Raw genomic sequence first — 21,265 nt, 5'->3', positions numbered from 1 at the left:
GGAAATTTTAGAATAATGAAAAAGAGCCGTTTTTACGGCTCTTTTTTTTGCTTTTATAGTAGGTTAGTGAAACGTGTATAAACAAAAAAAGCCGCTTAAAAAGCGGCTTTTGTAGTATTGTGTGTGTTTGGTGTAATGTAATATAATATTATTTCCCTTTGTTGGCTTCTATAATATATTTTTCAAGAGCCATTGTCATAGAAGGGGTTCCCGGTGCAGGCGCCATAATATCTATGCGCAGGTCGCGATCCAGGGCTTCTTTCTGGGTGGTACTTCCAAATACAGCAATTCTGGTGTCGTTTTGCTTAAAGTCAGGGAAGTTTTTAAATAAAGATTTAATTCCTGTAGGACTGAAAAATACCAGTACATCGTAGTAAACATCTTTAAGGTCAGAAAGGTCACTCATCACAGTTTTATAAAAAGTACCTGCTGTCCAGTTCACCTTAAGGTTGTCCATTGTTTGAGGGACATCGTCGTTAAGCTGGTCTGAGGCCGGTAAAAGGAATTTCTCATCCTTGTACTTTTTAATAAGCGGAGAAAGATCGGCAAAATCTTTCTGGCCCACATAGATTTTTCTTTTTCTGTACACCACATACTTCTGCAGGTAAAAGGCTACGGCCTCGCTCTGGCAAAAGTATTTCATAGTTTCAGGCACTTTATAACGCATTTCTTCCGCTACCCGGAAAAAATTATCAACAGAATTCTTGCTGGTAAGGACTATGGCAGTGAAATTGTTAAGGTCAATTTTTTGAGCCCTAACATCTTTTGCGCTTACACCCTCTACGTGGATAAATGGCCTAAAGTCTACTTTTACTTTTAGTTTGTTCTGGATTTCGAAGTATGGTGAATTTTCTACTTTAGGTTCCGGCTGCGAAACCAAAATTGTTTTCACTTTCATATTTGACATGTTGTTATAACTAACTTTTTGTAAACCAATAATACATGAAATAATAGGGTGCTATTTCAAGAGTGCAAAGATACAAAATAAAATAGAATAATTTACCGAGTATCAAATTTTGATAAGTCTTCAATGAAACTATGTATGAATAAAGGCTTCCCGTAATAATAAGGATTAAAATTGTATAAACCACAAAAGGAGAGGGGTTGCTGTTGTAAAACAGTATTGCATTTAACGGGAGTAACACCAGTCCTATATAGGTTCGGTAGTTTACTTTCAGAAGATTAAACTGCTCGTTAAACTCTTCTATGTTAAATGAGGTGGCAATTATTTTTTCGGTAAGGTATTTAGAGAGGATAAAAAAGCTCAAAAAAGTAAATATCTGTACAAAGGTAACAAGGCTGTATTTACTGCTACTGCCAAAATAACTTAACAGGAACTGTATAAAAAAAGTGAATGACACCAGTTGTACAAAAAAGAAAGATATGGTAAAACTACTGGTCATATTACCGCTGTCCTTGTATATTTTTATGTATTTGTTTGATAGTGCGAGTTTTGAGAATTCGGCAAAGCGTCCCCCAAATACAGAGCGGTTTGCGGCAATAAGCACAAAGCAAAAAACAAACAGGATGGTGGCCCAGTCTTTGCTATCGGTTATTCTTTCATGTAAAACGAAGTCGGTCATACTCAGCAAAATTAAACATTTTTATGCACAGTTATTTTGCAGAATTATAATTTAATTATGGCATGCACGTTAGAAATACATTATTTTTGCATTCAAAATTCACGCGCACATGAGCGAAGGTATAGTAGTAATACCTACTTATAACGAGATTGAGAACATTGAAACCATTGTAAGGGCTGTTTTTTCTTTAGAGACAAGCTTCGATATACTGGTGGTTGATGATAATTCACCCGATGGTACTGCTGCTAGGGTAAAAGAGCTTCAGGCTGAGTTTCCTGATAACCTTTTTTTGGAAGTGAGAGCCGGTAAAGCGGGGTTAGGTACTGCCTATGTGCACGGGTTTAAATGGGCTATTGCGAGGAAATACGAATATATTTTTGAAATGGATGCCGATTTTTCACACAATCCTGCCGATTTAGAAAGATTGCAGGTGAGCTGTAAAAACGGAGCCGATATGGCAATAGGGTCAAGGTACAGTACCGGGGTAAATGTTGTGAACTGGCCACTTAGTCGTGTGCTTATGTCATATTATGCTTCGGTTTATGTGAAAATGATAACGGGAATGAAAATTCACGATGCTACTGCCGGTTTTATATGCTATACACGCAAGGTGCTGGAAACCATAAATCTTGATAAAATTAAATTTGTGGGGTATGCTTTCCAAATAGAAATGAAATACAGAGCCTGGTCTAACGGGTTTATTATAACAGAAGTACCTATAATATTTACCGATAGGACAAAAGGACAGTCTAAAATGAGTAATGCCATTATTAAGGAAGCAATTTTTGGTGTTATTTCATTACGAATAAAAAAAATGCTTAACAGATTATAACGGATAAAATGAACAGGGTTTTAATTAAGAACGCTAAAATCGTAAACGAAGGGTCTATTTTTGAAGGCGATCTTTTAATTGAGGATAAATATATTAAGGAGATTGCTGATAGTATCAGTGCAAAATCTTCTGATATTAAAATTATTGATGCCGAAGGGAATTACCTTATTCCGGGAGCGATAGATGATCAGGTACATTTTAGGGAACCGGGTCTTACCCATAAGGGGAATATTGAAACCGAATCTCGTGCTGCAGTTGCCGGGGGTATCACATCATTCATTGAGCAACCTAATACCGTGCCCAATGCGGTGACACAGGAGCTTTTGGAGCAAAAGTATCAAAGGGCAGCCGAAACATCGTATGCTAACTATTCATTCATGATGGGTGGTACTAACGATAATCTTGAGGAGGTTTTAAAAACCAACCCGAGAAATGTGGCTGGTATAAAACTTTTTTTAGGTTCGTCTACAGGTAACATGCTGGTTGATGATGAGCAGGTGCTGGAAAAGATTTTTTCAAGTACTTCAATGCTTATCGCAGCACACTGTGAGGATGAGGCTACTATACGTGCTAATTTTGCAAAATACCAGGAGGAGTTTGGGGATGATATCCCAATGAAATACCATCCGCTTATACGTAGTGCAGAAGCGTGTTATATATCTTCATCAAGAGCAATTGAGCTGGCTAAAAAAACAGGAGCCAGGCTGCACGTTTTCCACGTGTCTACAGCTAAGGAGACTGAACTTTTTACCAATAAAATTCCGCTTGAGGAGAAAAAAATTACAGCCGAGGTGTGTATACATCACCTTTGGTTTACCGATGCCGATTATGAGAAGAAAGGTTCGTTTATTAAATGGAACCCTGCTGTAAAAACGGCTGAAGACAGAAAGGCGCTTTGGGAAGCATTGCTTGACGACAGGATAGATGTTATTGCTACCGACCATGCCCCTCATACACTGGAGGAGAAACAAAATCCATACACAAGTGCACCATCGGGCGGGCCTCTTGTACAGCATGCTGTGGTGGCAATGTTTGAGGCATATCATCAGGGTAAAATATCTATTGAGAAGATAGTAGAGAAAATGGCACACAACCCTGCAAAACTATTCAGGGTAGAGAAGCGTGGTTTTATCCGTGAAGGTTATTTTGCCGATCTTGCTATTGTAAATGCAGGATTGCCTTGGAATGTGAAAAAAGAAAACATACTATATAAATGCGGTTGGTCTCCGTTTGAGGGAACTAACTTTAAATCTAGAATTACGCACACGTTTGTAAACGGACAACTGGTATATAATAACTTTAAGGTGAAAGATATCCGTTGTGGTGAGCGTTTACTTTTTGACAGGGAATAATCATGAAAAAAATTGCAGTTTTATTATCGGCATTATGCCTTTTTGCCTGTAATGATAAATTACAGCGACCGGATAATCTTTTAAGTGAAGATAAGATGGAGGATATACTTTATGATGTGGCCCTGCTACAGTCTATAAGTTCTTTTGCTCCGGCTGTGCTTAGTGCAAACGATATTAAAATTGATACTTATATCTATGATAAATACCAAACAGACAGCTTAACTTTCGTCCAAAGCAATGAATATTATGCTGCCGATTTTGACCGCTATGAAGCAATTTTAGAGAAAGTATCTGAAAGGCTTAAGGCTGAAAAAGTTGAAATTGACAGTATAGTTTCTAAAGAGAATAAAAATGTTGTTAAGGATTTTAAAGCAAAGGTTGTTAAGGATAGCGTTGATGTAATTAGAGATGATATAAAGGTCCTCAACGATAGTATTTCAATAGAATAAAAAAGCGGGCTAACAAGCCCGCTTTTTTATTGATGATTATTCCTGTATTTTTCTCCTATTTTGGTAAGATAGCTCTTTACATCCCTAAAGTTGTAGTTAAGGACTTCTCTTATTTTTGAATTGTCAAAGTTTTGATGTTTGTGTGCCGATTTTGCCATGCTTTTGGTAAAGTGCCTTTTCCTGAAAAGTAGTTTTGAGAAAAACCAGTCCAAGCGATAAGCCACATCGGTCATGAAAGGGGTGGCATATATAAACGTATGTTTTTTGTGCATGCCGTCGGCTATGGCGTTAAAAATGTTCTCATAAGTAATGTTTTCGGCTACCACGGTATAACGTTCCCCTGATATGTCAGACTCCATTAGTTGTATCATTATTTCCACTACATCTTCAACTGCTACAGCGCCACAGGTGCCTTTGGTGTAAAAATACTGTCCCTTGTTTACGGCTTTAAATATTTCGCCGCTACCCTGATTCCAAAAACCATAACCGAAAATCAATCCCGGGTTTACAATGGCAACCTCAAGACCTTCCTGCCAGCCTCTCCAAACTTCGGTTTCTGCGCCGTGTTTGCTAATAGCATAATCGGCATGAAACTTTTCGGGATTCCATTCGGTCTCCTCAGTAATTACAGTTTCGTTATATTTTAGGTCGCCCAAAGCAGCTACCGAACTTACATGGCACAGTTTGCGAACACCCAGTGCCAGGCAGCAGTTTACCACATTTGCAGTTCCTTCTATGTTTACTTTGCGGAGTAATTTTTCGTCGGCAGGATCAAAAGAAATACTGGCGGCACAATGGTATACTTTCTCTACACCTGCCAAGGCAAGTTCCAGTGACGGAGTTTCCAGTATATCGCCTTCCAGCCATTCTATTTTTTCAAACAGGTTTTGTTTGCCGTAATGAGAAAACAGGTGCTTTGTTTTTCTGGTTGTGTCGGCGTTGCGATACAATGCCCTTACGGGCGTTTCGCCTTCAGCCAAACGCAGCAGCAGGTGTGCACCTACCAGTCCTGTTCCTCCTGTAACTAATATCATATAACAAATATAACCATTGATGAGTGTATTTTATATTGGCTTAATTATAAATATTCACTTTTTTTAAACAACGAGGTGTATTTTTATCGCCGTACATTGTATTTTTGCATTTCACTAAATTTTTGATATGAAGAACTTTGTAGAAGAGCTAAGATGGAGAGGTATGATACATGATATCATGCCCGGAACCGAAGAACAACTGAGTGAAGAGGTTACAACGGCGTATATTGGCTTTGATCCAACTTCAGATTCGCTGCACATTGGTAGTTTAGTGCCTATTATTATTTTAGTACACCTGCATAAATGTGGGCATAAGCCTATTGCGCTTGTGGGTGGTGCAACCGGTATGATAGGTGACCCGTCGGGCAAGAGTGACGAGAGGAACCTGCTTGATGAAGAATCGCTAAACAAAAATGTAGAGGGAATTAAAAGAGTGCTTTCCCGTTTTCTTGACTTTAATGCTAAAGAAGAAAATGCTCCGGTACTGGTTAATAACTACGACTGGATGAAGGAATTCTCTTTTATCGGGTTTGTACGTGATGTGGGTAAACGTATTACTGTTAACTACATGATGGCAAAAGACTCGGTTAAAAAGAGGCTTACGGGCGAGGCAGGATCAGGTATGTCGTTTACCGAATTTACCTATCAGTTAATACAGGGTTACGATTTCTATCACCTTCACAAACATTATAACTGTATGCTTCAGCTGGGCGGTAGTGACCAGTGGGGTAATATTACCACGGGTACCGAGCTTGTTAGAAGAATGAACGACGAGGGGGCTAAGGCTTATGCTATGACCACTCCGCTTATCACGAAGGCAGACGGTTCTAAATTTGGTAAATCTGAAGGCGGAAACATTTGGCTGGATGCCGATAAGACTTCGGTTTACAAATTCTACCAGTTCTGGTTAAATACCAGTGATGCTGATGCTGAGAAATATATTAAGATATTTACTTTCCTTGAACAGGAAGAGATTGAGCAGTTGATTGAAGGGCACAAACAGGCTCCGCACCTAAGAGTTTTACAGAAGAAACTGGCGCAGGAGGTAACGGTGTTTGTTCATTCGCAGGAAGCGTATGAGGATGCGGTTAAGAAAGCCGAATTTGTTTTCTCTAACTATGACAAAGCTGCGATTGAAGCTGAGAGTGAGGAATTCTTTACCGATATTTTTGGTGAGTTCTTTAAAGCTCCAGTTAAAAGGTCAGTGCTTACAGAAGGAGAGGATATAGTTGTGGTGTTGAGTGATCTTACCGGTATATTCCCTTCAAGAAAAGAGGCTAGGAAATCATTAGTGGCAAATGCTGTTGCTATAAATAAAGTTAAGGTAGATGAGGCTTATGGCTTAAGTTCAGCCGATTTACTTTTTGATAAGTATATACTTGTTTCTTTTGGTAAGAAAAAGAACTTTGTAGTTCCGGTTGAGGACTAGTTTAAAATACATCTATAAAAAAGCCGCTCATTGAGCGGCTTTTTTTAGTTCATTGGAGTACCTCTAAGTTTCCTGAAGTTCTCGTATGTTTTTTCAACTCTTTCCTTTGGAGTTGTTTTAAACTCCTCATCGGTTACTTTGTATTGTTGTTGTAGCTCTTTTAGTCTTTTGTGTAGCTGTTTTTGTATGTCGGTATAATTTGGATCGTCATACAGGTTGTGCTGCTCTTCAGGGTCGGTTTTAAGATCATACATTTCCCATGCGTCAATGTCGTCATAAAAATGAATAAGCTTGTAGCGTTTGGTTCTTATGCCATAATGCCTTTTTACCATGTGGAAGGCAGGGAAGTCGTAATAATGGTAGTATAGTGCATCCCTAAAATCATCGGGGTTTACTTTGTTGTCTAAAATAGGTTTGATGGACTGTCCCTGGAAATCATCGGGTATAGTAGCTCCGGCATAATCCAAAAGTGTAGCGGCAAAGTCGAGGTTTTGTGTCATAGCAGGCACTACCGAACCTTTCTGGATTTTAGGCGGGTATTGTATAAGCAATGGCTGTTTCATGGAAATGTCATACATAAAACGTTTGTCAAACCATCCGTTTTCGCCCATGTAGAATCCTTGGTCTGATGTGTATACCACTATGGTGTTTTCGGTAAGTCCGTTTGCATCCAGATGATCCAGTATTTTACCTACTCCTTCATCTACCGATGCTATGGTGGCAAGATAATCCTGAACGTAACGCTGGTATTTGTATTTTGCTAGTTCTTTACCATGCAGGTTAGCTTTGTGGAAAGCATCGTTTTTTGCCTGATAGGCATTATCCCATATTTTGCGCTGTTCGGGAGTCATGCGGTCAAAATCAGTTTTCCACGGGTTGTGTGCCAGTTCGGGACTGCCTTCTTTTTTGGTTAGTTTCAGGTCGTGACCTTCATACATGTCATTATAAACCGTCATGAGTTGCTGTTGTGCGGCAAGCTGACCTTCGTGTTTGGAGAAATAAGTATCCGGTAACGGGAAATGAACAGTGTCATACATATTAAGGTGACGTAAGGCAGGCATCCAATTGCGGTGCGGTGCCTTGTGGTGAACCATGATAAAAAAAGGTTTGTCTCCGTTTTTATTCTGGTTTATCCAGTCGATACTTTTATCGGTAATCAAATCGGTTGCATAACCTTCGGTAACCGTGGTGTCCTGTTGTTTTATAAACTGCGGATTGTAGTAGTTGCCCTGGTCGTTTAATATATCCCAATAGTCAAATCCGGTAGGAGTGCCCGATAGGTGCCATTTGCCTATTATGGCTGTTTTATAGCCTGCTTGTTGCAAGTATTTAGGTAAAGTAGGCTGATCGTTGTCAAATTTGTCTCCGTTCGTCCTAAAACCGTTTAAATGGCTGAATTTTCCGGTTAGTATGGTAGCACGACTGGGACCGCAAAGGGAGTTGGTACAAAAGTTATTGGTAAATAATGCGCCGTTTTGAGCCAATCGGTCAATATTTGGTGTTTTTGCAAGCTGACTTATAGGATGACCGTATGCGCTTATGGCCTGTAGGGCATGGTCGTCGGTCATTATGAAAATAATGTTTGGTTTTTGCAGCTCGGTTTGTGCTGTTTCCGCCTCTTTCTTTTTACCGCAGGAGGTTAACGCCAGCACAGCCAGCGCAGTGTAAAGTACTCTTCTAAACATGTGTATAACAGATTTGCGTAAAGGTAAAGATACGATTATCTATGTAACGCTATGTTAAAGTACCATAAGGTTGCAGCCTCTTATGTCTGAATTGTCAAAACGTCCCAGTACCTCAAACGACTGGTTAGGGTACTTTTTGCCTAAGTCCTGTGTAGCAATAAAGGAGCAGGAGTTGATGTTAGCAAGGTCTATCACGTTTATACCTCCGGTTTTTCCGGTATTTACATAAGTAAGTGCATCTTCGGTATCGCGGATAAGAATGTCCATCCAGGGCGGACATTCAAAAATACCGTCACCTAAAGAATAGGCCTGTGAAAGCAGTTCGGTCATTCCGTATTCCGAATGTATTTTTCCAACTCCAAAGCCATTACTAAGTATTTCATGAAGTTCTTCACGTATCATTTCACGGCGTTTACCTTTCATGCCTCCTGTTTCCATGATAATGGTATTCTTAAGGTTGAACTGCTGCATTTCGGTAAGGTCGAGCAGTGCATAGGTTACACCTATAAGTAATACGTTTTGTCCGTTACTTTCCAGTTCGGTAAGTTTTTTTATAAGCTCGTTGTGGTTGTGTAAATAAAAACCGCTGTCGGGATTATTGGAGCGTTCTATAAGGTCTTCAACCATATAAATAAGCGACGATCCTTCACGTTCCAGGTATGATGGTAGCAGTGCCAGTACGGCATAGTCTTCAATGTTGCCGTAAAACTGAGAGAAGGCCAGCCTGAAGCTGTCTTCATAATAGGTTAAATCGGTAACAAGGTGTCTGCTGGTAGTCATTCCGGTAGTTCCACTACTGGTAAAGGTTATCTGTATATCATCTGTACTGCTAAGAACCTCGTGGGTTTTAAAAAACTGTATAGGTAGGAAAGGAATGTCTTTAATAGCTTTTACGTTTTGCTTGTCTTTCCCCAGTAGTTCGCAAAAGTTGCGGTACACGGCATTGTTGTCAAACTGATGCCTGAATACTTTAAGGGTTGTTTTTTCGAACTCCTTTTTTGATGCTATGGTAAATATATCGTTTGGGGTAAGCAATGGGTAAAAGTTTTGTCAAAAGTACAAATAAAAAAGCACCGCTGTTGCAGTGCTTTAAATGTTATTAATTTAAATATCGTTATTTAACTATCAGCTTTCTGGTTGCAGTTGCTTCACCTTCTTTAATCTTAATGATATACACGCCTGCAGTAAGGTTAGATATATTAAGCTCTTTACCTGTAATGGTTGTGTGAAGTATTTTCTTGCCCAGTACGTCAAAAATCTCTACCTCTTTGCTTTGAGATGACTTAGAGGTAATATAAACCCTGTCTGAACTTACCGGGTTAGGGTAGATGTTCAAACCTTCTATGCTCTCCTGCTGTACAGTTAGATTCCCTTTGTTCTCCTGAGCTACTGCGGCAAAGGAAAAAAGGAAAAAGAACAATAAAGTAATATAAAAGTAGTTTTTCTTCATTTATGACTTTTGATTATGTAAAGATATAAAATTAATTTCAAATATCATACCAAAAAAATACCCCTCTTTTTGGAGGGGTATTCTTAATAATATTTTATTGTGGTTCGGATTAGAAAGCGTAGCCAGTCCAAGCGAATACAGAAGAGTTAGCACCTGTTTGAGTACCGTTTTCTGTAATTGTAGCGCTATCAGTTGGAGTGTTTTTAATATTAGCTTCACCAAGACCGTTAGCAGCATCTCTTGTTACTGTAAGAGCAGTACCGTCTGCAGCAGGACCTTTAGAGTCAGTTAAGTCGATGAAGTCATTAGCAGTTACACCAGTACCAAATTTAGCATATCCGTTAAGGATAGTAGCTTTAGCACCTCTTCTGATTTTGAATACATCCTGCATTGTAGCTTCAGCACCAGCAGCGTTGTTAATGATAGTGATTCCGTTGATAACGAAGTCAGATTGGTTAATGTCTGTTGGAGAGTTACCGTCTAGGTTACCATCAGCCTCAACACCTCTTGGATCAACAGTTACAGCAGTATAACCAGCCTCACGGATACCATAAGCATTAGTGATAGTACCTTTATAACCCTGAGTAAAGTCAAACATATCGTCAGTACAATTAACAACAAGGATGTTGTTTACGTTTACAGTACCACCAAAGAACTCGATAGCATCATCATCACCGTAAGTAAGGTATATGTTGCTTATTTGAGTACCGTTACCAACACCGTTAAGTGTTAAACCATTGTGCTCAGACTCGTCATCAATTCTAGCACCTGTGTACTCAATGATTACATAGTCAAGGATACCTGAGTTGTCAGCAACGTTGTCTCCACCAAATAGGAATGCGTTGTTAATCTCTGTAGCAGCTTCGCTGTTAGTTCCTTCCTGACGGCTAAGAGGAGCTCTACCGTTAAGGATTATACCACCCCAGTCACCAGCAGCTGGTGTAGCAGCATCTGAAGTGAAACGTATTGGGTTTAGAGCGTCACCGTCAGCGATGATTTTACCACCTCTTTCTACTAAAAGATAAACATCAGTACCACCAGCAACAGCGCTAATTGTAGTACCTGCAGGTATTGTTAGAGTAGCTCCGTCTTTTACGATAAGAGCACCTGTTAGTTTATAGTCAAGAGTAGCATCAAGAGTTAAATCCTCAGTAAGGTTACCTGTAAGGTTTGTGTCAACCGGTGTAGGAGTAGGAGTTCCTGAATCGTCATCACTTGAGCAGCTTGTTAAAACTAATGCTGCAACAGCAAGCATTGATAAAAATTTTGATTTCATTTGTCTATTATTAATTGTGTTTACTCGTTTAATTGTGCTTAGTTTTTATTTCTGATGCAAATGAACTAAGAGTACTTAACATGAACATTTAGTTAATATTAAGTTAGTGTTAAAACTTGTAAGTTAATCCTAAGCTAAAGTCAAGACCAAGCTTGTAGGTAGATAATACAGTCTCTGGGTTAGCATTACCGTTAGACTCCCTTGTTAGTTTAAAGTCTGGATTTAAAAGGTTTTTTGCTTTAAGACTGATACCAAAATGCTCTCCTAATGATGTTTGTGTAACAAAGTCCAGAGTTGGAATGCCTTTTTCAACAATGTTTGCAAAACCTCTTGTACCTATAGAGTAAATTCTGTCGCTGAAATAGTTCATTACTACAGATGAAGTAAGACTGTATCCTTCATTTTTAATATTGTAAGTAAGGTCGGCATTTACAAGTAGTGGAGATGCACCCTGTAGCTTATCTTCAGAATTTGTAAATTGTGGAAGTGGGTTCTCTAAATCCTGCCTTGTATGAAGGTAAGATACGTTTGCTCCTGCAGATAATACAGTTTCTTTACCTGTCTCCTCTGAAGTTACTTTGTAAATATTCTTTTTAGCTTCAAGCTCAACACCCATAGCATCTGCAGTACCACCTACGTTTAGGTAAGTTAATGTATTACCTCCTGAAGGTATCTCAGATCTTGCAATAGGGTTTTTAATATGCTTGTAGAAACCTGTAATTGCTATTATTTCATCTCCTTCAGGGTAAAATTCCCATTTAATATCTGCATTGTAGTTTTCAGAAGGTATTAGTAAAGGATTACCCTGGCTTGAGAAACTCACATCCTGGTATTTGAATGGAGCGACCTCTTTAAACTGTGGTAATGTATATGACATACTACCTGCTAAACGTAAAATGTTCTTGTCGTTAAGAGTGTACTTAAGGTTTAGGTTAGGAAGTACATAGCTTTTGTCAATTTTCGCCTTACCATTAGTGTTACTGTTAGAGATATTAGTGTCATACTCTACTTCCTGTAATACTTTTTCAAAACGACCACCTACAACAAGTGTAAGGTTATTGTTTATGTTATGGGTGAAAGTAGTTAAAGCAGCATTTATAGTTCTTGTACCATTGTATGTAAACGGTTCAAATACTCTTGGGTTGCTCATTGTACCTCTTCCTGTTTGAAGTTGGAATACTCCGTTGTCAAGATTCTCCTGGTTAAATAAACCATCGGCATCATTTATATCAACAGGTGTAAGTGTTGAGAAACGGTGGTTAAATATAAGTGAAGAGAAGTCTCTTGTTGTGTGTCTGAAGTTGTAACCAACATCAAGCTTGCTTTTTCCTTCGTTTTCAAATTTGTATGATGCTACTGCTTTTCCTGCAAAGTCATCTTCATTCAGTTCGGCAAAGTAACGCTCGTTGTCTCCGGCACTGTTTGTAGATGGAGTGTAATTACCATTTCTGTAAAGGTATTTATTACTTCTTCTGTCTGGTTCGGTAGTTCTTATCATGTTGTAAGAAGCACCAAGATCTAGGTCAATTTTATCGTTTAGAGCTATAGTAGATAACAGTTGGTTTACCCAAAGGTTATTGTTGTTCATTTGCTGTCTTCTTAAATACTCAATGTCACCTTCCTGCTCAGGGTTGTTAGGTCCTAAATAATCACCAACAGACTGAGTGTTTGAGTGAATGTAAAGAGAGTTATAAGAAATTGTGTTAGAGTTTTCAAAACGATATTTAAAGTTACCCATTAATGTTTGGGCAACATTGTAAGTGTATTTTTTGTAATCCTGATCCTGATAAACAGTACCAATACTTGTTGTTTGTCTTATTTTACCTTCTCTGTATTTGTAGTCGTTGTTAAGTGCTCCTACTAAATACATTGTGAAGCTGTTGTTGTTTTCAAAGTCAAATCTTTTACCGTATGAAGCGTTAGCTCCGGTGTTGATTTGAGTTGATTGTGTATTTGGGTTAAGCTTGTTTGCAAAGCTGTAAGAGTTTAGGTTTGTTATGCCTGCTTCTTTATCGGCTACGGTACCAAACCAGTTTCCTCCGTCAAGTTTAAGGAAATCCTTGCTTACAGTTTGTGTGTTTACTCCTGTAGAAAGGCCTATTTCAAATTCTTCGTTTCCTGAAAGTTCCTTAGAAACGATATCGATGTTGGCACCACCTACGTCACCATAAATATCAGATCCAAAGGTTTTGTTTACACCAATGTTTTTAATAATGTTTGAGGTAAAGAAGTCCAGAGAAATGTTTTTGTATTCAGGATCTTCAGACGGAAGAGGCATGCCATTCATTGTTGTAGAGTTATAACGGTCGCCAAGTCCTCTTACAAATACGTTTTTAGCACCCTGTTGTTTTGTAACACCTGTCATTTTGGTTACAGCACCCTCGGCGTCACTAACACCTTTTCTTGACATTTCCTGTGCACCGATAGTCTGTTTGATTACAACAGCTTTTTTCTGCTCAGCAAGAAGTGCCGATTCTTTTTCACGGTTAATAGTAGTTTCCATAACAAGACCTTCAAGTACTACACTGGTAGAACCTAATGCTTCGTTTATGGTTTTTGTTTCACCGGCTTTAACAGTGAAAGGAACTTCTTTAGTTTCGTAACCAAGAAAGTTAATAATTAAAGTGTGGCTTCCTGCAGGTACAGAAAGTTTGTACTTTCCGTTCTCGTCTGTGTTTGTTCCAATTTGTGTTCCTTTTATAAGTATTGTTGCAAAAGGAAGAGGTTCATTGTTAAGATCTTTGTCGGCAATTGTACCGGTTACTGTACCTTTGTTTTGGGCGAAGCTCATAGCAAAGGTAAATAGTGTGATAATTAAAAATTTAAGTTTCATTTCGTGTCGTTTAATTTCGCTGCAAAGAAACTTCAGGTGTCCGAACCTATTGTTACAAAAACGTTACGTTTGGATTTACGTTTTATTATTAAATTGTTAACAGATTAAATAATTGTTAACCCCTTTGTTCATTTTGTATTATCTTTACCTTTACAGCCGCAAAACATAATATGTAACACCGTTATGAAGAAAAAAGATATTAAGATCTTATTGGTTGACGATGAGCAGGATATACTGGAAATTGTGGGCTACAACCTGTCACAGGAAGGTTACCAGATCATCACTGCAAACAATGGTAAGGATGCTATAGTTAAAGCGAAAAAAGAACTTCCACATCTTATTATTATGGATGTAATGATGCCTGAAATGGATGGTATGGAAGCTGTTGAGACCATTAGGAAAGTGCCTGAACTTAACAATGTGATTATTACATTCCTTACTGCAAGGAGTGAAGATTATTCGCAGGTGGCCGGATTTGATGCCGGAGCGGATGACTATATTGCAAAACCTATTAAACCGAAATTACTTGTTAGCAAAGTGAAAGCTTTACTAAGAAGACTTAAGGAAGACGAAAGCAAAGGTGATGTGCTTAAAGTGGGTAATATTGAAATTAACCGCGAAGAGTATAAAATCATTATGGAAGACTCTGAAGAGATTGTACTTCCAAGAAAAGAGTTCGAACTTTTCTATCTGTTAGCTTCAAAACCAGGTAAAGTATTTAAAAGAGAAGAAATTCTTGATAAAGTATGGGGTAACGAAGTAGTGGTAGGAGGAAGAACTATTGATGTTCACATTAGAAAGCTGCGTGAAAAAATAGGTGACGAACTATTTAAAACAATCAAAGGAGTAGGCTATAAGCTGGAGATTTAGTGGCTATAAATTTTAAGAAAACATACAAGTTTGCTGTTAAGTCAGCATTATACATATCTTTATTCTCTGCTGCTATACTGGCAGGAATGAAATTCTATTATACCGAGATAAGCTGGGAGTTTATTTCGGTCTTCACTACGGCACTTTTCATTTTCTCATTTTTTGTACTGCAATACAGGGCAGAGCGTTTTATTTACCGCAGGGTAAAAAAAATATACGACGATGTTTCCCTTTTGGAGTCCAGCTCATTTAGGAATAAACCTATCACTACAGATATGGCTACCCTTACCCGTGAGGTGGAAAAATTTGCGCGCGACAAGAAAATTGAAATTGAAACCCTAAAGGTGCGTGAAGAATACCGCCGTGAATTTATTGGTAACGTTTCTCACGAACTTAAAACACCGCTTTTTACCGTTCAGGGATATTTGCTTACACTGCTTGATGGCGCTATGAGCGATAAAACCCTGCGTAAAAAATACCTGCAACGTGCTGAAAAAGGGGTGGAAAGGCTTATTTATATTGTTCAGGATCTTGACATGATTACCAAACTTGAGGTGGGTGACCTTAACCTTAACTACACTAAGTTTAATATTGTAGAGGTAATACAAAACGTGTTTGACTTACTGGAGATGAAAGCCGATAAAAAAGGTATTATATTAATGTTTGATATGAAGTATATCAAACCGGTTATGGTGTATGCCGACAGGGAGAAAATCCAGCAGGTGGTAACTAATCTTGTAGTGAACTCTATTAAGTATGGTAAAGAGAACGGTACTACTGAGGTTAGTATTGAAGATCTTGTAAACAATAAGATTATCGTGCGTATAAAAGACAATGGTGAGGGTATAGAAAAGAAAAATATATCCAGACTGTTTGAACGCTTTTACCGCGTGGATAAGAGTGGTGCCCGTACCGAAGGAGGTTCGGGGTTAGGACTTTCCATAGTGAAACACATCATTGAAGGTCATGATGAGAAAATATATGTAGAGAGTAAATACGGAGAGGGTTCAGAATTCTCATTCACCCTCGAAAAGACTAAATAAATCTTTCCAGGTTACCTCCTCAGTATCCATATTCTTTAATCCTTTATACTCGTCTACCTGCTCCAAATCCTTTATAGTAAACTCATCTTGAGTGGCATAAGGTACTAATCCTGATTTTTTAAGTTTTTGTGCCAGGTATTCCTGCTCATATTGTCCGGGTGTTGGGATAAAAAATGCCTTTTTACCCAGCTTGGCTAAATCCATTATAGTGGTATAGCCCGAACGGCATAGTATAAGTTCACTTTCGTTAAAGGACTGTTCAAGCTCTTCACGCCCCATAAAGTTGTAGTAGGTAATATTGTTTTCGGTAACAGATGTCTGTTCTCCGTCTATCACCCCGCGTACAAAAAGTGCTTCGCCTTTGTAACTTTTCAGTTCTTCTTTCAGTCGTTCTTCAAGCATGGTGCGTTGTGGTTCGGGGCCCGAAAGGATAACCATAAGATCATACTTTTTAGGTATACATTTTTTATTCAGCCTGCTTAACGGACCAATGTATTTTACTTTAAGCGAACAGTTTTCGGGATGTCCCAGTTTTCCGGTAAGGTTAGGTGAAGTGGCTACATCGGGCACCCAGCACTGTTTGTGTTTATTGATGAATATGCGGTGTATTTGTGTGGTAAACCAGGTAGTGTTACCGGTAAGTACATTAAGTTGGTGTGTCATAAAGGCCGACGGTACCTTTCGGGAATATACTCCCATACGGTTGTCTGATATAATGCCGCTTATGCCATATTCCTCAATCCATTTTTTTACGGTTTTGTTTTCGTTTCTAACTGCTTTTATTATGTTAGGAATCTGGAAAAGCATTTTCAGCTTAAACAGGCTTCCGTTTTTAGCATATTCTATTTTGTATGATGGGAGTTCCAGTATCTTTTTATCGGGGAACTCTTTTTTAAGTAATTCAAGTGCTACGCCGTCAGATGCAATAACAGGTTCAAAACCATGGTATTCTAAAGCCTCAATAACAGGTATGCATCGGGTGGCATGGCCTAGCCCCCAGTTTAAAGGGGTTACCAGTATTTTTTTGTTTTGCAAAACTGTGAGTTTTTAATAACTATTTAATAAGTGCAAGCTAAAACTATTCTCAGTTTCGTATATTTCCCTAATTTTACCAAAATTTTAAATTTAACCGTGGGAAGTAAAAATAAACTGAAGCGTTTTAGGGAAAACGAAACCTTTGGCAATGTAATTCAGCCAACAAGGGAAGAGGCATTGGCGGGTAATTTTCCGTTAAAAGGCAAATGGGGAAGTGAGTTTTTTAAAAATGATAATCCTATTGTTTTAGAGCTGGGGTGCGGTAAGGGCGAATACTCTGTTGGTCTTGCCCGTTATTATCAGGATAAAAACTTTATTGGTATTGATATTAAAGGTGCCCGTTTTTGGAGAGGAGCTAAAACAGCTGTTGATGAAGGGATACATAACGTAGGTTTTTTACGTACCCAAATTGAACTTATTGAGGAGTTTTTTGCCGAAGGTGAAATCTCTGAAATATGGATTACTTTCCCGGATCCGCAAATTAAATACAAACGTACTAAGCACAGGTTAACCAATACTGAATTCCTGCAGCGCTACAAAAGGATACTTACACCGGACGGTATAATGAATCTTAAAACCGACAGTGAATTTATGCACGGTTATACACTGGGGCTACTTCATGGTGAAGGGCACGAGGTGATATATGCTAATCATAACATATATGAAAATCACGGTGCTCCAAAAGAGGTAACTTCTATACAAACATTTTACGAGCAACAGTATCTTGAAAAAGGTAAACCAATAACTTATATTCAGTTTAAAATAAAGTAAATATGGATATAATTTTCCCTGTGCTAATAGGTATACTTGTCGCAACACCGGGCATCCTGCTTCCGGGTTTGATAAATATGACAGCTGCCAAAATTAGCCTGAGGGACGGTAAATCGTGTGCTGTGGTTTTTGCTGCAGGTGCTACGTTTATTGTTTTAATCCAGTCGTACATTGCTGTATCGTTTGCAAAATTTATTAGCCGAAGGCCCGATATTATTAATCTTCTGGAAGAGGTGGGGCTAGGTATATTTGTACTGCTTACCATCTATTTTATATTTATTGCAAAAAAGCCACAGCAAAAGGAAGATGAAGACGAGCCAGTGAAACTAAGGTCGCGTACCAGTTGTTTCTTTTTGGGTGTACTACTTTCGGTACTTAACTTTTTTCCAATTCCATATTATGTGGTAATGAGTGTAACGCTCTCGGCTTATAAGTATTTCTCTTTTGATAACCTGTTTGTGTTCCTGTTTGTAATGGGGGCAGTGAGTAGTACTTTCGGGGTGTTTTATTTGTATATAGTTTTCTTTAAAAAGCTTGAAAACAGGTCGGGCTTTTTTATGAAAAACGTTAACTACTTTATTGGCGGTGTAACCGGAATCGTATCTGTAATTACCTTAATCAAACTACTTAGGAATATGTAGCCATGCCTGAAAACAAAAATGATAATTTTTTTGAAAGGGTGTATGATGTAGCCCGCCTAATCCCAAGTGGTAGGGTAACATCATATGGAGCTATAGCAAAATATTTAGGCGCAGCACGTTCGGCAAGAATGGTGGGCTGGGCTATGAATGCCTGTCATGGCAGGGACGATGTTCCGGCACACAGGGTGGTTAATAGGCAGGGACTGCTTTCGGGCAAGCATCATTTTCCCGGTAGCAACCTTATGCAACAACTACTGGAAAATGAAGGTGTCGAAATAGAAGACAATAAAGTGGTTCATTTCGATACACATTTTTGGGATCCTTCGGTCGAATTGGATTTTTAACTCTCATAATTACGCTTTTACTGCTTTAAAACTTTATTGTATAAAGTTTTCATACTATCTTTGCAATTTGAAATCAGTCTTAATAAGAGGCTGAAACAGAAAGGTATAAATATTATGAAACTAGATAGAAAAGAGATATTAAAAGCTCTTGAAACCATAACCATAGCCGGAGAAGGGCAAAACATGGTAGAGAGCGGTGCAGTGAGAAATGTACTTACTTTTGGTGATGAAGCTGTTGTAGAACTTGTACTTGCCAATCCGGCAATGCATATTAGAAAACGCGCCGAAGCCGATATTATAAAAACCATACAGGAAAAAGTAAATGCCGATGCTAAGGTTAAGGTGAACGTAAAGGTGGAATCGCCTGAAAAACCTGAAATTAAAGGTAAAGGTATACCGGGTATAAGCAATATCATTGCGGTATCTTCGGGTAAAGGTGGTGTAGGTAAATCTACCATTACAGCAAACTTAGCGGTTACCCTTGCTAAAATGGGCTTTAAGGTTGGTGTTCTTGATGCCGATATTTACGGTCCGTCCATGCCAATTATGTTTGACGTGGAAAGGGAAAAGCCAATCTCGGTAGAAGTAGACGGCAAATCTAAAATGAAGCCAATACAAAGCTACGGTGTGGAACTGCTTTCTATAGGCTTTTTTACAACGCCTGAGCAGGCTATTATATGGAGAGGCCCTATGGCTTCAAAAGCGCTTAACCAAATGCTTTTTGATGCCGACTGGGGTGATCTTGATTTTATGCTTATCGACCTTCCTCCGGGAACGGGAGATATTCACCTGTCCATCATGCAGTCACTTCCTTTAACAGGTGCGGTAGTAGTTAGTACGCCACAGGCTGTTGCCCTTGCCGATGCCAAAAAAGGTGTAGCGATGTTCCAACAGGAGAGCATCAATGTACCTGTACTGGGTATTATTGAGAATATGGCTTACTTTACTCCTGATGAACTTCCTGATAATAAATACTACATCTTTGGTAAAGAAGGTGCTAAAAACTTAGCAGAAGATTTAGATGTTCCTTTCCTTGGAGAGGTGCCAATTGTACAAAGTATACGTGAGGCCGGAGATTACGGTCGCCCTGCTGCCCTGCAAACGGCAACACCGCTTGAGGCTTCGTTTGAAGAACTGGCACGATCTGTAGTACAGGAAACAGTAAACAGAAATGATAATCTTCCGCCTACAGAGGCAATTAAAATAACTACCATGGCTGGCTGTTCAGCAGTTAAAAAGAAATAACCCATGACAACAGAAGAAATTAAATTTAATGTGGAAAAGGCGCTGGATGAGATTCGCCCGTTCCTGGAGTCTGACGGAGGAAACATAAGCCTTATCGAAATTGAAGACGATAAGCATGTAAAAGTTAGACTTGAGGGTGCGTGTGTAGGGTGCAGCGTTAACCAGATGACATTAAAAGCCGGAGTGGAAACTACTATTAAAAAGTATGCTCCGCAAATAGAAACTGTAGTAAATATAGCATAATGATAATTATGGCCTGAAGGCTGATAATTATCATAAAAAGGAAAAACAGTTTTAAAGAATTTTGCTTTAAAACTGTTTTATTATGTCAAGTAAGAAAATGATTAGTACCGATATATTAATAATAGGCGCTGGACCAACCGGTCTTTTTGCCGTATTTGAAGCAGGACTGCTAAAACTGAAATGCCATATTATAGATGCGCTTCCGCAACCGGGCGGACAGCTGGCTGAACTGTATCCGAAAAAACCAATTTTTGATATTCCAGGATTCCCGTCTGTTTTAGCGGGAGACCTTGTAACTAACCTGATGGAACAAATTAAACAGTTCCAGCCGGGCTTTACTCTTAACGAAAAAGCCGAAACCATAGAAAAGCAGGAAGACGGTACCTTTATTGTAACCACAAACAAAGGGACAAAACACCATGCTAAGGCAGTTGCTATTGCCGGTGGTTTAGGTAGCTTTGAACCCAGAAAACCTATAATAGAAGATTTGGAATTCTATGAGGATAAAGGGGTAGAGTATTTTGTAAAAGACCCTGAGCTTTTCCGTGATAAACGTATTGTTATTGCTGGTGGTGGTGACTCTGCTCTGGACTGGAGTATATTCCTTTCTGATGTAGCAAAAGAGGTTACACTGGTACACAGGAGAAACGAGTTTAGAGGGGCTTTAGACTCTGTAGAGAAAGTGCAGGAATTAAAGAAACAGGGTAAAATTAATCTGATTACTCCGGCAGAGGTAACCGGTATTCGAGGTGCAGAGCACGTTGAGGAACTGGATATTAACCACGATGGCGGGCACAGAACTATTAAAACCGATTACTTTATTCCGCTTTTCGGACTTTCTCCAAAACTGGGAGCTATTGCCAACTGGGGTCTTGAGATTGAGAAAAATGCTATTAAGGTTAATAATGCACTGGATTATCAAACCAACATAGAGGGTATTTACGCCATAGGAGATGTTAATACCTATCCTGGCAAGCTAAAGCTTATTCTTTGTGGTTTCCACGAAGCTACGCTTATGTGCCAAAGTGTATACAATAAACTTAACCCGGGCAAAAAATTTGTTCTTAAATATACAACCGTAAGCGGTGTTGACGGTTTTGACGGAACCCGTAAAGAGGCTGAAAAGCAGGTTGTAAAAGCAATAGAATAG

21 protein-coding genes are annotated in these 21,265 nt (G+C 38.9%); 12 read left to right on the top strand and 9 right to left on the bottom strand.

Annotation, left to right across the window (positions count from 1 at the left end; translation table 11 throughout):
- Positions 1 to 148 precede the first annotated feature (148 nt).
- Together V3Z67_RS07435 and V3Z67_RS07430 are read right to left on the bottom strand one after the other, a co-directional pair.
- A complete protein-coding gene (locus V3Z67_RS07435; RefSeq protein ID WP_330442700.1) occupies positions 149 to 898 on the bottom strand; it encodes a uroporphyrinogen-III synthase in 750 nt (249 codons plus the stop codon).
- Between the two features lie 19 nt (positions 899 to 917).
- Positions 918 to 1,583: a DUF4271 domain-containing protein gene (locus tag V3Z67_RS07430; RefSeq protein ID WP_330442699.1), complete on the bottom strand. Its 666-nt coding sequence runs from the start codon at positions 1,581 to 1,583 to the stop codon at positions 918 to 920.
- 109 nt (positions 1,584 to 1,692) lie between these two features.
- Here V3Z67_RS07430 and V3Z67_RS07425 point away from each other — a divergent pair, with 109 nt between their 5' ends.
- From V3Z67_RS07425 to V3Z67_RS07415, 3 genes are read left to right on the top strand one after another with little or no spacing between them, the layout of a single operon-like run.
- Positions 1,693 to 2,415: a polyprenol monophosphomannose synthase gene (locus V3Z67_RS07425; protein ID WP_330442698.1), complete on the top strand. Its 723-nt coding sequence runs from the start codon at positions 1,693 to 1,695 to the stop codon at positions 2,413 to 2,415.
- Positions 2,416 to 2,423: 8 nt separating this feature from the next.
- The gene (locus V3Z67_RS07420) at positions 2,424 to 3,767 is read left to right on the top strand and encodes a dihydroorotase (RefSeq protein WP_330442697.1); all 1,344 of its coding nucleotides are present in this window, start codon (positions 2,424 to 2,426) and stop codon (positions 3,765 to 3,767) included.
- Between the two features lie 2 nt (positions 3,768 to 3,769).
- Positions 3,770 to 4,216: a DUF4296 domain-containing protein gene (locus V3Z67_RS07415; RefSeq protein WP_330442696.1), complete on the top strand. Its 447-nt coding sequence runs from the start codon at positions 3,770 to 3,772 to the stop codon at positions 4,214 to 4,216.
- A 26-nt stretch (positions 4,217 to 4,242) separates the two neighbouring features.
- Here the strand turns inward: V3Z67_RS07415 and V3Z67_RS07410 are convergent, their stop codons facing one another.
- Complete coding sequence (locus tag V3Z67_RS07410) at positions 4,243 to 5,250, bottom strand: NAD-dependent epimerase/dehydratase family protein (RefSeq protein ID WP_330442695.1); 1,008 nt, start codon at positions 5,248 to 5,250, stop codon at positions 4,243 to 4,245.
- Positions 5,251 to 5,377: 127 nt separating this feature from the next.
- Between V3Z67_RS07410 and tyrS the strand changes: the two genes are divergently transcribed.
- Positions 5,378 to 6,679 carry a tyrosine--tRNA ligase gene (gene tyrS, locus V3Z67_RS07405; protein ID WP_330442694.1) on the top strand — a complete coding sequence of 434 codons (1,302 nt, stop codon included), beginning with the start codon at positions 5,378 to 5,380 and terminating at the stop codon, positions 6,677 to 6,679.
- A 44-nt stretch (positions 6,680 to 6,723) separates the two neighbouring features.
- Here the strand turns inward: tyrS and V3Z67_RS07400 are convergent, their stop codons facing one another.
- The 5 genes from V3Z67_RS07400 to V3Z67_RS07380 all read right to left on the bottom strand — a co-directional run bounded on the left by V3Z67_RS07400 (position 6,724) and on the right by V3Z67_RS07380 (position 13,923).
- On the bottom strand, positions 6,724 to 8,364 hold the full coding sequence (locus V3Z67_RS07400) for a sulfatase family protein (protein ID WP_330442693.1): 1,641 nt from the start codon (positions 8,362 to 8,364) through the stop codon (positions 6,724 to 6,726).
- Between the two features lie 54 nt (positions 8,365 to 8,418).
- Positions 8,419 to 9,399: a LuxE/PaaK family acyltransferase gene (locus V3Z67_RS07395; protein WP_330442692.1), complete on the bottom strand. Its 981-nt coding sequence runs from the start codon at positions 9,397 to 9,399 to the stop codon at positions 8,419 to 8,421.
- Between the two features lie 79 nt (positions 9,400 to 9,478).
- Positions 9,479 to 9,814: a T9SS type A sorting domain-containing protein gene (locus tag V3Z67_RS07390; RefSeq protein ID WP_330442691.1), complete on the bottom strand. Its 336-nt coding sequence runs from the start codon at positions 9,812 to 9,814 to the stop codon at positions 9,479 to 9,481.
- A 109-nt stretch (positions 9,815 to 9,923) separates the two neighbouring features.
- Positions 9,924 to 11,090 carry a hypothetical protein gene (locus V3Z67_RS07385; RefSeq protein WP_330442690.1) on the bottom strand — a complete coding sequence of 389 codons (1,167 nt, stop codon included), beginning with the start codon at positions 11,088 to 11,090 and terminating at the stop codon, positions 9,924 to 9,926.
- Between the two features lie 109 nt (positions 11,091 to 11,199).
- The gene (locus V3Z67_RS07380; RefSeq protein WP_330442689.1) at positions 11,200 to 13,923 is read right to left on the bottom strand and encodes a TonB-dependent receptor; all 2,724 of its coding nucleotides are present in this window, start codon (positions 13,921 to 13,923) and stop codon (positions 11,200 to 11,202) included.
- Between the two features lie 183 nt (positions 13,924 to 14,106).
- On the opposite strand from V3Z67_RS07380, the gene V3Z67_RS07375 reads away from it, so the two are divergent.
- Positions 14,107 to 14,793 carry a response regulator transcription factor gene (locus tag V3Z67_RS07375; protein ID WP_035134450.1) on the top strand — a complete coding sequence of 229 codons (687 nt, stop codon included), beginning with the start codon at positions 14,107 to 14,109 and terminating at the stop codon, positions 14,791 to 14,793.
- Complete coding sequence (locus V3Z67_RS07370) at positions 14,793 to 15,836, top strand: sensor histidine kinase (RefSeq protein WP_330442688.1); 1,044 nt, start codon at positions 14,793 to 14,795, stop codon at positions 15,834 to 15,836. Before V3Z67_RS07375 ends, V3Z67_RS07370 begins: the two co-directional genes overlap by 1 nt.
- Here the strand turns inward: V3Z67_RS07370 and V3Z67_RS07365 are convergent.
- A complete protein-coding gene (locus V3Z67_RS07365; RefSeq protein WP_330442687.1) occupies positions 15,810 to 16,871 on the bottom strand; it encodes a glycosyltransferase in 1,062 nt (353 codons plus the stop codon). The genes V3Z67_RS07370 and V3Z67_RS07365 overlap by 27 nt on opposite strands.
- Positions 16,872 to 16,967: 96 nt before the next feature.
- Between V3Z67_RS07365 and trmB the strand changes: the two genes are divergently transcribed.
- The 6 genes from trmB (at position 16,968) to V3Z67_RS07335 (ending at position 21,265) form a co-directional block, all read left to right on the top strand.
- The gene (gene trmB / locus V3Z67_RS07360) at positions 16,968 to 17,642 is read left to right on the top strand and encodes a tRNA (guanosine(46)-N7)-methyltransferase TrmB (RefSeq protein WP_317163502.1); all 675 of its coding nucleotides are present in this window, start codon (positions 16,968 to 16,970) and stop codon (positions 17,640 to 17,642) included.
- Between the two features lie 2 nt (positions 17,643 to 17,644).
- Entirely contained in the window at positions 17,645 to 18,283 is a 639-nt protein-coding gene (locus V3Z67_RS07355) for a lysine transporter LysE (RefSeq protein WP_330442686.1), read from the top strand.
- Positions 18,284 to 18,285: 2 nt separating this feature from the next.
- Positions 18,286 to 18,627 (top strand): MGMT family protein, encoded by a 342-nt coding sequence (locus V3Z67_RS07350; protein ID WP_330442685.1) that lies wholly within the window; start codon positions 18,286 to 18,288, stop codon positions 18,625 to 18,627.
- A 114-nt stretch (positions 18,628 to 18,741) separates the two neighbouring features.
- Positions 18,742 to 19,872 (top strand): Mrp/NBP35 family ATP-binding protein, encoded by a 1,131-nt coding sequence (locus V3Z67_RS07345; RefSeq protein ID WP_330442684.1) that lies wholly within the window; start codon positions 18,742 to 18,744, stop codon positions 19,870 to 19,872.
- A 3-nt stretch (positions 19,873 to 19,875) separates the two neighbouring features.
- On the top strand, positions 19,876 to 20,115 hold the full coding sequence (locus tag V3Z67_RS07340; RefSeq protein WP_035134441.1) for a NifU family protein: 240 nt from the start codon (positions 19,876 to 19,878) through the stop codon (positions 20,113 to 20,115).
- Between the two features lie 97 nt (positions 20,116 to 20,212).
- On the top strand, positions 20,213 to 21,265 hold the full coding sequence (locus V3Z67_RS07335) for an NAD(P)/FAD-dependent oxidoreductase (RefSeq protein WP_330442750.1): 1,053 nt from the start codon (positions 20,213 to 20,215) through the stop codon (positions 21,263 to 21,265).

Source organism: Flavobacterium sp. C4GT6, assembly GCF_036347315.1.
Taxonomy (GTDB): Bacteria; Bacteroidota; Bacteroidia; order Flavobacteriales; family Flavobacteriaceae; genus Flavobacterium.
Note: the sequence above shows the minus strand (reverse complement) of the source record. Positions and strands in the feature narration are given on the sequence as shown.